Here is a 15821-nt window from a genome sequence, read left to right on the forward strand (position 1 = left end):
ATAGAATTTTTAATACGGAATATAGTATAAATACTGGTTCAAAGTGAAGTTTTGTATGCTTTATACTTTTGTTGAGTATAAAATCTATAAACTAAGGGTGAATTACAAAAATTAATTTGAGATGAAGTGAATTGTAGACTTGGGAAATGTCTCCTATTCGATTTCAGAATGAATCGTTGATACAGGATTAAAAGAACTGCAGCTTTCTTTTTATTTTGAATGAGATAGGTGTATATAGATTTGTGTAACTGGTGTAGAACTGTTTCCAAGAATTTATTGAATGTATCGAATACACACATCCTATTGATTTTGAACCAGTTTTTAATTTCTAAATGTTATAATAGTTTTATCAAGTAAAAGGAGACTACCATGATTGGAGACAATATAAAATTCTTACGAAAATCACATAATCTGATATAACCAGAATTTTCACGGATTGTGGGTGTGTCACGAAATAGCCTAAATCGTTAGAAAAACTGAAAAAGCTTACTTTCAATAGAAGTGTTGGAAATATTCATTTTACATCTATCAAAGAAACATGGGATAGACCTATATTTTACAAAATAGCAAATTATATTTTGAATGATAGTAAAAACTGCAGAACTTGTGTGATTTACAATTATTGCACTCAATGTCTGAGTATCGCACTATCTGAAATAAGGAATAGTAGAGATTGTTCTGAGATATGTAAAAAAACGCATTAGCAAGGAGTATCGTATATGCTACCATATCTTAAAACTATTAGATGGTATCTCTTCTTTAATTTTCTTTTTGGTGTAGTATCGAATATCTGCACAGCTTTGTTACCGTATTTCACGCAGGCATTAATCAAAGGGGATTATCAAGTAGCTCTATATGGTTACTCTATGTCAGTGGCAGGCTATTTGAGTTGTAACTATATCCAAATGATACTTGATTGGAAGCAGGGGATTATCTTTTCGACTACTTTGAAAAATGAGTGGTTTCGTTCACTTCTGGGACTCAGTCACCACGATTTCAAGCAGAAAACAGTAGCAGAGTATATTTCCTTTCAATCTAATGACCTAGATTCGTTGGAAAAGGATTACCTTCCTCCATTGATGAGTTTTATCAAACAAATTTTACGTATCATCATTTACGCTTTCATTATTAGCAGAACAATTAATCCTATTGTATCACTGATTTTAATCTTTTCCACTGGAATTAGTATTCAAATTCCTAAAATCGTTGGGAAGTTGACCGCTAATCGTAGACAGGTTTACTTGAAAAAACAAGGAGATTACTATCGAACTTTGGAGGATTTGCTCATGGGACATCATTTGGTAAATAAACTAACTATGTCGCATTTTTTGAATCAACAAAAGAGTTCTCTAAAGAATTTGCAGGATAAGTATTTTAAGTATGGTTTGACAAAAATTACAGGCATCTTATTGACAGGTGTTTCTTTTGAATTCATTAGTCTTGTTCTGTTTATTTATTTAGCCTACTCTCTATCTCACCAGCAACTCGGTATTCCTGAGGTGGTGGCGAGTTTCGGATATATTAATGCTTTTTCTGAACCAATACAGGAAATCCTTTATGATTTACAAATGTTAGAGTCCGTAAAGCCTGTAATCAAGAGTTTTCAAAACATTGTTGGGAGACCCGTTTCAGTTCAAGCACCTCAACATTCTTTTGATACGATTACTTTGAAAAACATTTCCAAACAACTGGGAGAATCAAAATTGATAATTACTTCCGCTACGATTCAAAAAGGGGATAAAATTGCGCTTATTGGTAAGAATGGGTCTGGAAAAAGTAGTCTTCTCAACATTTTAAATGGAACAGATGAAGATTTTGAAGGACAAATTGTGCTAGATGGGCTTGTTTTGGACCATCTTTGGGGAAGATTCGGTATGATTCTGCAACAAGAACATACATTTATTTCGAGTTATGAAAATAATGTAACGCTATTCAATAGTTTCAATGAAAAATTCAGAGAAGAAGATTTTGAAAAAAATCCACCACAATCCCTGTCAGGTGGTCAGCAACAACGAATGTATTTAAATCGTGAGAAAAATCGTAAAAATCCATTGCTTATCCTAGACGAACCTTTCTCTGCCTTGGATACTAATCAGTTTAAAATGGAATTGGAAAGAGTTCTGGAACTACCAAGTGCCGTCATTGTTACTTTACATCGCCAAAACGAATTATTAAGTAAGTTTGACCAAGTTTGGGAAATTAAGAATGGAGAACTTGTAATTTTGAAATAGCTAAATTATAAAGAATAAAACGCATAGTATCAAGGTTCAGGAGATACCGTTTTTCCTTCTTCGGATAAGGAAACAAAAATTTCTTGCTTCATCTATCTATTCAATTGATAGATTTCTTCGAAGAAAGACTGTAAAATTTTTGATATAATGTTAAGGATGGACTGACGGATATTTAAAGGATAATTTTCAAAAGAATAACAGGTGAGAAGAAAAATATGTAAGATTGGACAGAAGTCTCTCTACCATCATCCATGCAGAAACAAAATTATACGAAATAAAAGGAGTAACCAATGACTGGAAACTATTCAACACGTGAATACCGTGAGAAATTATATGATGATCTTCATGTTCGATTAAGAGATACAGTGATTTTGATGTGTGCGATTTTTATTGCCTCTATTGGCCTAAATATGAATTCAACAGCTGTCATTATTGGAGCCATGCTGATTTCCCCTCTTATGACACCGATTGTTGGACTGGGGTTTGGTGATGGAGATCATGTCCTATCTTCACTTTGATTATTGGAAAAAAACGGCTCGGTCAGGAGCTAGTATGAATAAGGAGAACAAATGAAACGTTTAAAAATGTTATGGCATATTATGCAGGTTACGGGTTTTACTCGGTTTGCTCTGAGTTTTGTGACCTTTGTTTTTGGGTCAGGAGGCGTGCTTTTCCTAGTTGAACCTGCTATCACAAATTACGGAGACGGTCTTTGGTATGCTTTTGTGACTTCGACGACTGTCGGCTACGGGGATCTCCTAGCTGTGACCTTGATTGGAAGGATTACCAGTGTCTTCTTGACGATTTATGGGCTCATATTTTTTGGCTGTTTATCAGCTGTTATTTTTAATTATTATACCAATTTAAATAAGGAAAGAGGAGAGGACAAATGACTGCCAATTATTCAACACGGGAATACCGTGAGAAATTATACGATGACCTTCATGTTCGATTGAGAGATACAGCGATTTTGATGTGTGCAATTTTTATTGCCTCTATCGGACTAAATATGAATTCAACAGCTGTCATTATAGGAGCCATGTTGATTTCACCTCTCATGACACCGATTGTTGGACTGGGATTCGGTTTAGCTATTTTTGATACGCGTTTAATCAAGCAATCTCTAGAGGTTTTATTGACTCAAGTGTTGGTCAGTTTGCTTGTCTCGACTCTGTATTTCTGGATTTCTCCCTTGTCTTATGCAAGTAGCGAGTTGATTGCACGAACCTCTCCAACCATTTGGGATGTCCTCATTGCTATTGCTGGTGGGATTGCTGGTGTGATCGGTTCAAGGAAAAAAGAAGCAAACAATATCGTGCCAGGAGTAGCCATTGCTACAGCTCTGATGCCGCCTATCTGTACTGCTGGCTATGGTTTAGCTAATGGGAATGTACGATTTTTATTGGGGGCTCTCTATCTTTTCTTGATCAACTGTGTCTTTATCATGCTAATCAACATTGTTGGAACAAGAATTTTGATGAGAAAATCTCCTTTAACTTCATTTAAAGAGCTGAGCATTAAAATGAGAATTGGCTTGATATCTTTGATTGTATTGTTGATTCTTCCAGCTAGCTATTCGGCAGTTACTCTGACAATAGAACAAGCGCGCAAAGAAGGGATCAAACAGTTTGTAGGAAAAGAGTTCGCCAATTATACGGTTATTAATCAAGTCTACAAGTCAAGTAACAATGAATTGGTCTTGACGGTTGTTGGAGATCCGATTTCAGAAGAAGAATTAGAAACACTCCACCAAAAACAAGCCTCTTACGGTATTCAATCTGTTCAATTGAAAGTGAATCAAGTTCAGAACTCGCCAACATTAGATAGTGAAGCGACCAAGGAATTTTATGAAAACATTGACAAGTATATTGATCAAAAACTCTCTGAAAAAGATTCACAAAACGATCTCGTAAAAGAAAATGAAGCAGACAAGGATTGAGGATATTGACCATATCTAACTCATGAAAGCAAATCTTGTGTGGTGGTTTGATCAATCACTACTAGCTCAGGTTAAATAAAATATAAAAAGCAACACCTGAAATAGTTGTTGCTTTTTAGGTAGCTAGGATTTTATCCCAGGTTTTATCTCTTATTTCTCAACGCGTGATTTGTTGGCGATATCAGCTAGGATAGCTTGAACAAAGTCATCAACTGAGACAGTTTGTGTTTCTTTTTGTCCGTAGCGGCGAACGTTGACTGTTCCGTCTTCCATTTCCTTGTCCCCAACGATCAATTGGTAAGGAATCTTGCTTGTTTGTGACGCACGGATCTTGAACTGCATTTTTTCATTGCGCTCATCTACATCTGCACGGACACCACGGTCACGGAGTTTTTTAGCTACTTCCCATGCGTAGTCAACGTGTTTTTCGTTAGATACTGGGATGAGAGTTACTTGGTGAGGTGCTAGCCATGTTGGGAAGGCACCCTTGTAGTTCTCAATCAAGATAGCTGTGAAGCGTTCCATAGTTGAGATAACTCCACGGTGGATCATAACTGGACGGTGCTCTTCACCACCAGCTCCGATATATTTAAGGTCGAAGCGTTCTGGAAGCAAGAAGTCAAGTTGGATAGTAGAAAGAGTTTCTTCTTTTCCAAGAGCGGTCTTAACTTGAATATCCAATTTTGGTCCGTAGAAGGCTGCTTCACCTTCGGCTTCAAAGTAGTCCACGCCCATTTCATCAAGGGCTGCACGAAGCATGGTTTGAGCATTTTCCCACATCTCATCGTTGTCAAAGTACTTGTGAGTATCTTGAGGGTCACGAAGAGAGAGGCGGAAGCGGTATTCAGTCAAGTTGAAATCTTCATAAACATCGATAATCAACTGAAGGGCACGCTGGAATTCTTCTTGGATTTGTTCTGGAGTCACAAAGAGGTGACCGTCGTTGAGTGACATTTCACGTACACGTTGAAGACCAGTGAGGGCACCAGATTTTTCATAACGGTGCATCATACCGATTTCAGCAATACGGATTGGCAACTCACGGTAAGAATGAACATGGTGTTTGAAGACTTGGATGTGGTGCGGACAGTTCATTGGACGAAGGACAAATTCTTCCCCGTCACCCATGTCCATAGTTGGGAACATGTCTTCTTGGTAATGATCCCAGTGACCAGAAGTCTTGTAAAGTTCAACAGAAGCAAGTGGTGGAGTGTATACGTGTTGGTAGCCAGAAGCCAACTCTTTGTCTACGATGTAGCGTTCCAATTCACGACGGATAGTCGCACCATTTGGCAACCAGAATGGAAGTCCTTGACCAACCTCTTGAGAAATCATGAAGAGATCAAGCTCTTTACCAAGTTTACGGTGGTCACGTTCCTTAGCTTCTTCACGCATTTGAAGGTAGTTTTTCAAGTCTTTTTTGTCAAACCAAGCTGTACCGTAGATACGTTGCATCATAGCGTTGTCGCTATTTCCACGCCAGTAAGCACCTGCTACATGGAGAAGGTGGAAGATTTGGATACGGCCTGTTGAAGGGACGTGTGGGCCACGGCAAAGGTCTACATATTCACCCTGACGATAGATAGTCAAACCGCCTTCGTCTTCTGAGTGTTCTTCAATCAATTCCAACTTGTAAGGGTCGTTTTTAAAGATTTCACGTGCCTCGTCTTTAGTCACTTCTTCACGAATTGATGGGAAGTTTTCTTTGACAATTTTTTGCATTTCTTCTTCGATACGAGGAAGGTCTTCGTTAGAGATTTGACCAGCTGTGTTGTCAGTATCGTAGTAGAAGCCGTCCTCGATGGCTGGACCAACACCCAAGTGAATGTCTGGGAAAAGACGACGAGCTGCTTGGGCAAACAAGTGAGCGGCTGAGTGACGCAAGATTGGAAGGGCATCTTCGTGGTCAGGTGTCACAATTTCGATGCTTCCATCTTCAGTGATAGCACGAGTAGTGTCGATGAGTTTGCCGTTAAATTTACCAGCCAAGGCTTTTTTTGCTAGGGAATTGCTGATAGATTGGGCAATTTCAAAAGTTGTAACGCCAGATTCGAATTCACGAACAGCGCCATCTGGGAAAGTAATGTTAATCATGATGTTCTCCTTACTTATATTATTGACGAATGTGTTAACCCTATTCTGAAAACAGGGACAGAGGACTGTGAAAGCTAGAAAAACAAAAAGCGACATCCTCGAAAGGACGTCGCAACGTGGTTCCACCTTCATTTATGTTCCTCAAAAAAGAGGGACACCTCTGATTGGCTCTAACGTGGCCACCGTTTTATGTTTTCATAAAAAACTCAAGAGTAGTATCAGTTTAGGCTTCCTATGCGTTTCCAGCAACCACGCACTCTCTAGTAGAAAGGGACTAAGTGACTTGTCTCTATGGATTATTATAGCATGATTGTGAGATTTTTCAAGGATTTTGTGAAAGTTTTTTGTTTTTCATTTTTTGTAGAATATACTTGATACCAATACCGGAAGCCATGCCCACCAGAGCAAAGATTTCATAGGCTAAAAAGTAAAACCAGATAAATTCACCAAAGGTTATGATAGTAAAGCAAAAGAGCAGTCCGTTACCAATTAACCACCAAAGTGAGAAACGGAAACGGTAGCTATAGAGTAGCGATATAATCAAGATTACCAGAGGTGTAAAGAAGAGAAGATTGTTTATATAGAGTCCCTTGAGTGTAAGGGGGTCAGAAACAACTAGCAAGAACAACTCATAAAGTGGCCAATAAAAGAAGGATATGACCAGATAGTAGGGGAGATGGAAATAGAATCTACGCATGATAATCACCTCGTTTTAAAAAAACAGATAACTTAAATCTCTTGCTATGATTATTATAGCATGTTTAAAACAAGAAAGTAAATCTGTTGACAAAGAAGTTAGTTATTGGTAGAATAGGGATTGTCGTAAAGACAAATAACTTCTTCTTGGTTACAGGCATGCCAACCTGTCACTCGGATGAAGCCAAATAAAAAGGAGAAACATCATGGCAATCTCAAAAGAGAAAAAAAATGAAATCATCGCACAATATGCACGTCACGAAGGTGATACAGGTTCAGTAGAGGTTCAAGTTGCTGTCCTTACTTGGGAAATCAACCACCTTAACGAACACATCAAACAACACAAAAAAGACCACGCTACTTACCGTGGATTGATGAAAAAAATCGGTCGCCGTCGTAACTTGCTTGCATACTTGCGTAAAAACGACGTTAACCGTTACCGTGAGTTGATCAACTCTCTAGGACTTCGTCGCTAATCTGCTTTATTTTCCACTTACATTGCGTTGTCACCTTACCTCGATATACTCAAGTATTATCTTCGGTTACGGTTCCTAGCACTGTAAGGTAAAATAAACCAGAATGATCTCCCTTCGGGGAGATTTTTTTGTTTCACTGAAAGTTTCGTACATTCTTCTTCTCGCCGTCTAGTCTATAAACGGTTTATCCAGCAAGAATCATGATGCTAAGGGCGTAAGAAATCCGTATGAAAATAGGGAAATGACACAGTGTTCGATGAACACAAGGAGTTTCATCTTTTTCACTAGGATTTTAGCCCGGGCTCAAATCAGCTCTCGGACTTCAGAGGGCTCTTTTATTGAGGTTTTATCGGTCACAATTTTGGAGATTACAAAAACCTCAAATGGTATCAGCTAATGACACCATAAGGGTGCGTAGCTGTCTGTAAGCCCCCTCGGAGAGCCCACACTTTACGAAGTAAAGTATAGTATGTTATACTTTACATGGAAGTAGTCACCGAATTCCAGTTAGAAATTACTTTGTAACTACGTTTTGAGGAGGAGTAAAATGCTTTCCTATGTTCGACATTACCCACTAGCGATAGCTAAATTAATGTGTCTGTGCTCTCCTAAAATCTGCTGATTTATTACTGACTAATACAGGAGGTTTTTATGGGACAGACAATCATATCTGCTATTGGTGTTTATATTTCCACCAGTATCGATTATTTAATTATTTTATTTATTTTATTTGCACAGTTATCACAGAATAAACAAAAATGGCATATTTATGCGGGACAATATCTAGGCACAGGCTTACTTGTAGGGGCGAGTTTAGTTGCTGCTTATATCGTTAATTTCGTGCCTGAAGAATGGATGGTTGGATTGCTTGGTTTAATCCCTATCTATTTAGGGATTCGCTTTGCAATTGTTGGAGAAGGTGAGGAAGAAGAGGAAGAAGAGGAAGAAATTATTGAAAGATTAGAACAAAGCAAGGCAAATCAACTGTTTTGGACAGTTACATTGCTAACAATTGCGTCTGGCGGAGATAATTTAGGTATCTATATACCTTATTTTGCTTCGTTAGATTGGTCACAGACCCTCGTGGCGTTGCTTGTGTTTGTAATCGGTATAATTATCTTATGCGAGATTAGTCGGGTGTTATCCTCTATTCCGTTAATATTCGAGACAATTGAAAAATACGAGCGAATCATTGTGCCCTTAGTATTCATTCTACTTGGACTATACATCATGTATGAAAATGGCACGATAGAGACTTTTCTGACCGTGTAGATTTTTTTGTTTCACTAGGATTTTAGCCCGAGCTCAAATCAGCTCTCTGATTTTCAGAGGGCTTTTTATGTTGTCACTTTACCTCGCGATATACTCGAGTATAATCTTCGGTTACGGTTCCTAGCACTGTATGGAAAAACCAACCATAATTTTTCTGATTTTAATTGTATTTTTTCCATAGCTTGTTACACAGTTGAAAATATGGTATACTTTTCATGAGAATTTTCTAAATTTTTAATATTCTATCAAAGGAGGTTTGCATGCTTTCCAAATTTTCTGGAAGCCGACAAGACCAGCAATTTGTGTTACTTTTAGGTATTTTGCTAGGTGTTTTAGGGATTTCTCTCTTTCTAGCAGTTTCAATGGGATCTGTTGCAATTGATCTAGGAGATACCTATCGGATTATTTTGAGCAGATTAGGATTTCCTCTTGAGATAGGAGAGGTTTCCAAGTCCACTCTTGTCATTGTATGGAACATGAGATTTCCCCGAGTATTGTTAGGTCTGATAGTGGGAGCAGGCCTTTCTATGTGTGGTAGCGTGATGCAGTCCACAGTGAACAATCCCATCGCTGAGCCTTATGTCTTAGGAATATCTGCGGGTGCAACTCTAGGGGCAACTTTGAGCATCATTCTTGGTTTAAAAGTGATGATTAGCCTTGGAGCTTTTCTTGGAGCTATTTTGGCAACAATTTCTGTCCTCATCATTGCCTCTATGCAGGGAAGGATGACGACTTCTAGTCTGATTTTATCAGGAACGGTGGTCAATGCTCTCTTTCTGGCTTTTTCAAACTTTATTATCTCAGTTGGTGCTAATGCGGACAGTGTGATGACCATTAAGTTTTGGACCATGGGCTCGCTTGCTGGGACTACCTGGGCAGACTTGGTCCTGCCAACTATAATAGTAGGAATGGCCTTTCTATTTTTCTCTACTCAGTATCGTGTTTTCAATGCGATGATGATGGGAGATGAGGCTGCTTTAACTTTGGGGATTCCCTTACGCTTTTATTGGTATCTTTATGTGACCATGGTGGCTGTGCTGACAGCAGTCTTAGTGGCAACCTGTGGGATTATTGGATTTGTCGGTCTGATTACTCCACATTTAGCTCGAGGGTTAGTAGGAACGAATTACAAGAGGCTTTTTCCTGTTGCAACCTTGATGGGTTCCCTCTTTGTCATCTGGGCAGACGTACTCTCTCGTATCATCATTCCAAACGCAGAGCTTCCTATTGGTATTTTCACAGCCTTAGTAGGTGCTCCCTTCTTTATCTATATTGTTGGAGGTAGGCGAAGGGAGGTGAGGGTCTGATATGGACTTGATTTGTCAGGATATCCATTTTGGACTAGGAGAGAAAAAAATCCTCAAAGGAGTCTCTCTTAAGGTTGAGGGGAATCAATTTCACACGATATTAGGACCAAATGGAAGCGGAAAAACCAGCTTGCTTAAACTCCTCTATCGTCAGGAAAAGGCGGACAAAGGCTTGATAAGCCTAGATGGAAAGCCGCTGGATCATTGGTCACTCAAAGAAACAGCCAAGCAAATGGCAGTTGTGACCCAGTTTAACCAACTGCAGTTTGATTGTACAGTTGAAGAAATCGTCTTGCTGGGAAGAACTCCCCACCTCTCTTTTTTACAGAAGGAAAGGGAAAGGGATTATGCGCTCGTTCAAGATGCCCTCGTCAAGGTGGATATGCTTGAGAAGAAAACTCGTCTCTATTCGTCTCTGTCAGGGGGAGAGAAACAGCGAGTCTTACTAGCCCGCGCCTTGGTGCAAGAACCGACTCTCTTGCTCCTGGACGAGCCAACCAATCACTTGGATATCAAGTATCAGCTAGACTTGTTGGCCATTGTGAAGAATCTCAAGGTCAATGTTCTAGCTGTCCTGCATGATATTCAACTTGCTTGTCGCTATTCAGATTATCTCTATCTAATGAAAGAGGGAGAAATCCTTTACCAAGGGACTCCAAAGGAGACCATCACCCCTGAGTCATTGCAAACTGTATACGGAGTTCAAAGTCAGGTGACTTGGACCGAGGATCAGCAAGCAATGATTCACTATTTATAAGAATGAAAAGGAAAACAAGATGAAAAAAACACTCAGTATTTTACTCGTGACAGTAGCTACCTTAACTTTGGCAGCTTGTGGTAACACTACTACAGAAAAGGCTACCACACAGTCTAGTACAGAAACAAGTCAAAAGGCGAGCGCAGAGACGACTTATCCGCTAACTATCAAAACTTATGATGCTAAAGGAAATGAAGTCGAACAAGTTTTTGACAAGACACCTGAAAAAGTTATTACAAACAATCTTTCAACCACTGAAATCTTATTGGAGTTGGGGTTGAAGGATAAAATTGCTGGCATGCTCAATCCAGACAATGCTGTGACGGACAAATACAAGGACGCGATTGCGACTATTCCTCAAATCGGGGATAAAAAAACAGTCTCACAAGAGACAGTCCTTTCTTATGAGCCAGACGCTTTGATGGGTCGAAACATGATGTTTTCTGAAAAGTCCTTGGGGACAGTTAGCACTTGGAATGAAAATAAAATCCCAGTTTATACACAAAAAGCTTCTCTCTCAACAATTCAGCAAGATTTGGGGAATATCGTAGAAGATGTCAAAAATCTTGGAATGATTTTTAATGTTCAGGAAAAATCCAATGAATACGCAGCCCAATTACAAACTAAAATTGACGCTGTTAAGAAAGCAAATCCAGCAAGCCAAGGTGAAAAGAAAAAGGCTTTGATTATGGTTGCTTATAATGATCAAACCTTCGGTGCCTACAAGTCTGCTTTGCAAGAAAGTTTGTTGAACCAACTTGGTTATACAAACGTTGCTACGGGGACATCAGGCTTGACCTTGGAAAATCTCGTGTCAATGGATCCTGAATTGATTATCTATGTAACCAGCGATCGTAATAAAAAATTGGATGAAAAAGCAGTAGAGTTGATGAAGGCAAATGCTGTTTTGGAAAGCGTTCCTGCTATTAAGAATCAAAAAATCATGACCATCTCTTACGATGAATTGATGGACTATGGTCCATCAGTGATTGATTCCCTTGAGAAAATCAATGACTTTATCAATAAATAATGAGTTTGATTGGGAAGGAATTCAAGTCAAAATCAGCCTTCCCTCTAACTACGACCCCAATCAAACCTATCCGGCTATTTTATTGAATGATGGAAACTTGGACTTCCTATCGTCCCTTTCCGAATCTGTGATTTTAGTGGGCTTGACCTCTAAAAATCGCTTAGACGACTACACTCCCTGGGCGACATCAGCTCTGAGAGATGGAGCTCCAGATTTTGGAGGTCAGGCCAACGCCTATCATGATCATTTATTTGGAGGTCTTTTAGACAAGTTGCAGTCGCTTTATCGCCTGGACGAAACTTGCCTTGCTTATGGAGGCTACTCACTAGGTGGTTTGGCGGCAGTCTACAGTCTTTTCAGCTTTGACAAGGTTTCCTGTGTCTTTTCGATCTGCGGTTCCTTTTGGTATCCTGATTTTGTGACTTACTGCAAGGCAGAGACAGTGAAAAATCTAGACTGTTTGCTGTATTTACAGAATGGTCAAACAGAAGGAGCCAATCATAGTAATCGCTTGGCTCAAGCACCAGCCTATGCTGAACAGATCCATACCAGTCTTCAGAAATGCTATCCGAACGGCCAGTTTGTCTTTGATCCTCATGGACACCATGAACAAGTAGTTGAACGATTCCTAGCTTTTTCCAGCTGGTTAGCCCAAAAATGGAAAATCGAATAAAAGATTTATCCCTTGGCTTTTGCCAAGGGATTGTTGTATTTATTTAAGCAAGTTTTTCTCTTTTCTTATCTGGATTCCAGATAAAGCTTGCGATAAAGCTAAAGATGATGGTTAGGATAGCGAGGATAATGGCAAGGATGAGGGCAGGGATGCGGATAAGCCACCAGAGTGGGTTTGGTTTTTTATTATTGTGCCATTGTTTCGTTTCTTGGTCCAGACGTTGAAATTCTGTTTGGATACGATTGGCGACTGTTTCAATGCCTTCGTCATTCATTTTTTTGATATCTGAGATATCAATTGGATTTCCAAAGTTCATATCGACACGTTCACGACTAATCAAGCCCTTCAAAGTCATGGGACCTGTGTAGGTAACCGGCATAATACGGACCTTGGCCATTTTGGCAATCAGAGCTACGCCACCCTTGACATCGTTTGAGTGACGGCTCCCACTTGGAAACATGATGAGAGAGCGGTCACTTTTTTTGAGAACATTGATAGGATATTTGATGGCTGAGGCGCTAGGATTTTCACGGTCGATAGGAAAGGCACCACACATACGAATCCACCAGCCAAAGATACGGTTGGTAAAGAGCTCTTTTTTGGCCATAAAGATAAATTGTTTTGGTTTGGTCGCAAAGGCCATATAAACTGGATCCCACCAGGTGCGGTGAGGTGCAACCAAAATATAATTTTCATCTTGATTAGGAATTTTATCAGTATTATGATAATGGGCATTGCCATTGATGGACCATAGGAGCAAGACAACCAATCCACGTAAATAAGTATAAAACATGCGATCTCCTTCGATTATTTTCTTGTTATTATTATACCTTATCAAAGGAGGGCTGGCAAACTTTTCCCTTGACTAGGTGCATATTTGGGGTGAGATTAGAATTCTTTTAGAAAAAATGATATGATAGAATTTATGGATAAAAATAAGATTATGGGATTAACCCAAAGAGATGTCAAGGAAAGACAGGCTAAGGGCTTGGTCAATGATTTTACTGCATCGGCCAGTACTAGCACTTGGCAAATCGTTAAACGAAATGTCTTTACCCTTTTTAACGCTTTAAACTTTGCCATTGCTTTGGCACTAGCCTTTGTGCAGGCTTGGAGCAATTTGGTCTTCTTTGCTGTTATCTGCTTTAACGCTTTTTCTGGAATTGTGACCGAGCTGCGGGCCAAACACATGGTGGACAAGCTCAATCTTATGACCAAGGAAAAGGTCAAGACTATTCGTGATGGCCAAGAAGTGGCTCTGAATCCTGAAGAATTGGTGTTAGGAGATGTCATTCGTTTATCTGCAGGAGAGCAGATTCCCAGTGATGCCTTGGTTTTGGAAGGCTTTGCGGAAGTCAATGAAGCCATGTTGACGGGGGAAAGTGATTTGGTGCAAAAGGAAGTGGATGGCTTGCTTTTGTCAGGAAGTTTCTTAGCCAGTGGGGCAGTTTTAGCTCAAGTTCACCATGTTGGATCTGATAACTATGCTGCCAAACTCATGCTGGAAGCCAAGACCGTTAAACCAATCAACTCTCGTATCATGAAATCGTTGGACAGGCTAGCTGGTTTTACTGGGAAGATTATCATTCCTTTTGGTCTGGCTCTCTTGCTAGAAGCCTTGATGTTAAAAGGCTTGCCTCTTAAGTCGTCCGTTGTAAACTCGTCTACAGCCCTTTTGGGGATGTTACCTAAGGGAATTGCCCTTTTGACCATTACTTCGCTCTTGACTGCAGTTATCAAGCTAGGTTTGAAAAAGGTTTTGGTGCAGGAGATGTACTCTGTTGAAACCTTGGCGCGTGTGGATATGCTCTGTTTGGACAAGACGGGCACCATCACCCAAGGAAAGATGCAGGTAGAGGCTGTTCTTCCGTTGACGGAAACTTATGGTGACGAGGCTATTGCTAGCATCCTGACAAGCTATATGGCCCATAGTGAGGATAAGAATCCAACAGCTCAAGCTATTCGCCAGCGTTTCCAAGGTCAGGTAGCCTATCCTATGCTTTCCAATCTTCCCTTCTCTAGCGACCGCAAGTGGGGAGCCATAGAGTTAGAAGGTTTGGGGACAGTTTTTTTAGGGGCGCCTGAGATGTTGCTGGCTTCTGAGGTCCCAGAAGCCAGAGAGGCTCTAGAGAGAGGATCACGTGTCTTGGTCTTGGCACTCAGTCAGGAGAAATTAGACCATCACAAGCCACAGAAACCATCTGATATTCAGGCTCTGGCCCTGCTGGAAATCTTGGATCCGATTCGAGAGGGAGCAGCAGAGACGTTGGACTATCTCCGTTCTCAGGAAGTGGGTCTCAAGATCATCTCTGGTGACAATCCAGTTACGGTGTCCAGTATTGCCCAGAAGGCTGGTTTTGCGGACTATCATAGCTATGTAGATTGCTCGAAAATCACGGATGAGGAATTGATTACTATGGCTGAGGAGACAGCTATTTTCGGACGTGTTTCTCCTCATCAAAAGAAACTCATTATCCAAACACTGAAAAAAGCGGGGCATACAACAGCTATGACAGGAGACGGAGTCAATGATATTCTCGCCCTTCGTGAGGCGGATTGTTCTATCGTGATGGCGGAAGGGGATCCGGCGACGCGTCAGATTGCCAATCTGGTTCTCTTGAACTCAGACTTTAATGATGTTCCTGAGATTCTCTTTGAAGGTCGTCGCGTGGTCAATAACATTGCCCATATCGCCCCGATTTTCTTGATAAAGACCATCTATTCTTTCTTGCTCGCAGTTATCTGTATCGCCAGTGCTCTTCTGGGACGATCTGAGTGGATCTTGATCTTCCCTTTCATTCCGATCCAGATTACCATGATTGACCAGTTCGTGGAAGGTTTCCCACCATTCGTTCTGACTTTTGAGCGAAATATCAAACCTGTTGAGCCAAACTTCCTCAGAAGATCCATGCTTCGTGCTCTACCAAGTGCTCTCATGGTTGTGTTCAGCGTTCTTTTTGTGAAAATATTTGGAAGTAGCCAAGGTTGGTCTGAGTTAGAAATCTCAACTCTACTCTATTATCTCTTGGGGTCAATTGGTTTCTTATCCGTATTTAGAGCCTGCATGCCATTTACCCTATGGCGTGTCCTCTTGATTGTTTGGTCAGTAGGAGGCTTCCTAGCTACAGCTCTCTTCCCAAGAATTCAAAAACTACTTGAAATTTCAACCTTAACAGGACAAACATTACCTGTTTATGGTGTCATGATGTTGGTCTTTACCGTGATTTTCATTTTGACCAGTCGCTACCAAGCTAGAAAATAAAGAAAGGCTGCAATCTGTGGATTGCGGTCTTTTTAGGTACAAGATTGCCAGCTGAAATGTGGTATAATAAGAGGTAATAGAGTT

Annotated in this window: 13 protein-coding genes and 2 pseudogenes; 11 read left to right on the top strand and 4 right to left on the bottom strand. The window is 40.2% G+C overall.

The genetic code is table 11. The features are described 5' to 3' along the window. The first annotated feature begins 719 nt into the window (after positions 1 to 719). The 4 genes and pseudogenes from ADG81_RS07095 (at position 720) to ADG81_RS07110 (ending at position 4170) form a co-directional block, all read left to right on the top strand. Complete coding sequence (locus ADG81_RS07095) at positions 720 to 2231, top strand: ATP-binding cassette domain-containing protein (RefSeq protein WP_049551325.1); 1512 nt, start codon at positions 720 to 722, stop codon at positions 2229 to 2231. A 290-nt stretch (positions 2232 to 2521) separates the two neighbouring features. Further along, a pseudogene (locus ADG81_RS07100) lies at positions 2522 to 2719 on the top strand (hypothetical protein); the annotation flags it as partial. An 81-nt stretch (positions 2720 to 2800) separates the two neighbouring features. After that, positions 2801 to 3124 (top strand): potassium channel family protein, encoded by a 324-nt coding sequence (locus tag ADG81_RS07105; protein WP_000825751.1) that lies wholly within the window; start codon positions 2801 to 2803, stop codon positions 3122 to 3124. Next, positions 3121 to 4170 (top strand): DUF389 domain-containing protein, encoded by a 1050-nt coding sequence (locus tag ADG81_RS07110; RefSeq protein WP_020900455.1) that lies wholly within the window; start codon positions 3121 to 3123, stop codon positions 4168 to 4170. The genes ADG81_RS07105 and ADG81_RS07110 overlap by 4 nt, the downstream gene beginning before the upstream one ends. A 150-nt stretch (positions 4171 to 4320) precedes the next feature. On the opposite strand, the gene thrS is transcribed toward ADG81_RS07110, so the two are convergent. The 3 genes and pseudogenes from thrS to ADG81_RS09845 all read right to left on the bottom strand — a co-directional run bounded on the left by thrS (position 4321) and on the right by ADG81_RS09845 (position 6961). Continuing rightward, entirely contained in the window at positions 4321 to 6264 is a 1944-nt protein-coding gene (gene thrS, locus ADG81_RS07115) for a threonine--tRNA ligase (protein ID WP_049551326.1), read from the bottom strand. A gap of 40 nt (positions 6265 to 6304) precedes the next feature. After that, positions 6305 to 6513, bottom strand: a pseudogene (locus tag ADG81_RS10155) (hypothetical protein). 73 nt (positions 6514 to 6586) lie between these two features. Further along, the gene (locus ADG81_RS09845) at positions 6587 to 6961 is read right to left on the bottom strand and encodes a hypothetical protein (protein WP_001252466.1); all 375 of its coding nucleotides are present in this window, start codon (positions 6959 to 6961) and stop codon (positions 6587 to 6589) included. Positions 6962 to 7166: 205 nt separating this feature from the next. On the opposite strand from ADG81_RS09845, the gene rpsO reads away from it, so the two are divergent. The 6 genes from rpsO (at position 7167) to ADG81_RS07150 (ending at position 12475) form a co-directional block, all read left to right on the top strand. Further along, entirely contained in the window at positions 7167 to 7436 is a 270-nt protein-coding gene (gene rpsO, locus ADG81_RS07125) for a 30S ribosomal protein S15 (protein WP_001018251.1), read from the top strand. Positions 7437 to 8087: 651 nt separating this feature from the next. After that, entirely contained in the window at positions 8088 to 8708 is a 621-nt protein-coding gene (locus ADG81_RS07130; RefSeq protein ID WP_049551327.1) for a CadD family cadmium resistance transporter, read from the top strand. A 260-nt stretch (positions 8709 to 8968) separates the two neighbouring features. Further along, entirely contained in the window at positions 8969 to 10015 is a 1047-nt protein-coding gene (locus ADG81_RS07135) for a FecCD family ABC transporter permease (RefSeq protein WP_049551328.1), read from the top strand. A 1-nt stretch (position 10016) separates the two neighbouring features. Beyond that, positions 10017 to 10772 carry an ABC transporter ATP-binding protein gene (locus tag ADG81_RS07140; protein WP_049551329.1) on the top strand — a complete coding sequence of 252 codons (756 nt, stop codon included), beginning with the start codon at positions 10017 to 10019 and terminating at the stop codon, positions 10770 to 10772. 19 nt (positions 10773 to 10791) lie between these two features. Then, on the top strand, positions 10792 to 11802 hold the full coding sequence (locus tag ADG81_RS07145; RefSeq protein ID WP_049551330.1) for an ABC transporter substrate-binding protein: 1011 nt from the start codon (positions 10792 to 10794) through the stop codon (positions 11800 to 11802). After that, on the top strand, positions 11783 to 12475 hold the full coding sequence (locus tag ADG81_RS07150) for an alpha/beta hydrolase-fold protein (protein ID WP_049551331.1): 693 nt from the start codon (positions 11783 to 11785) through the stop codon (positions 12473 to 12475). The genes ADG81_RS07145 and ADG81_RS07150 overlap by 20 nt, the downstream gene beginning before the upstream one ends. 43 nt (positions 12476 to 12518) lie before the next feature. Here the strand turns inward: ADG81_RS07150 and ADG81_RS07155 are convergent, their stop codons facing one another. Beyond that, the gene (locus ADG81_RS07155) at positions 12519 to 13268 is read right to left on the bottom strand and encodes a lysophospholipid acyltransferase family protein (RefSeq protein ID WP_000500197.1); all 750 of its coding nucleotides are present in this window, start codon (positions 13266 to 13268) and stop codon (positions 12519 to 12521) included. Between the two features lie 132 nt (positions 13269 to 13400). Here ADG81_RS07155 and ADG81_RS07160 point away from each other — a divergent pair, with 132 nt between their 5' ends. Beyond that, entirely contained in the window at positions 13401 to 15737 is a 2337-nt protein-coding gene (locus ADG81_RS07160; protein WP_049551350.1) for a cation-translocating P-type ATPase, read from the top strand. Positions 15738 to 15821: the final 84 nt, after the last annotated feature.

Origin of the sequence: Streptococcus pseudopneumoniae, assembly GCF_001070815.1 — a bacterium.
In the GTDB taxonomy this organism is placed as follows: Bacteria; Bacillota; Bacilli; order Lactobacillales; family Streptococcaceae; genus Streptococcus; species Streptococcus pseudopneumoniae_P.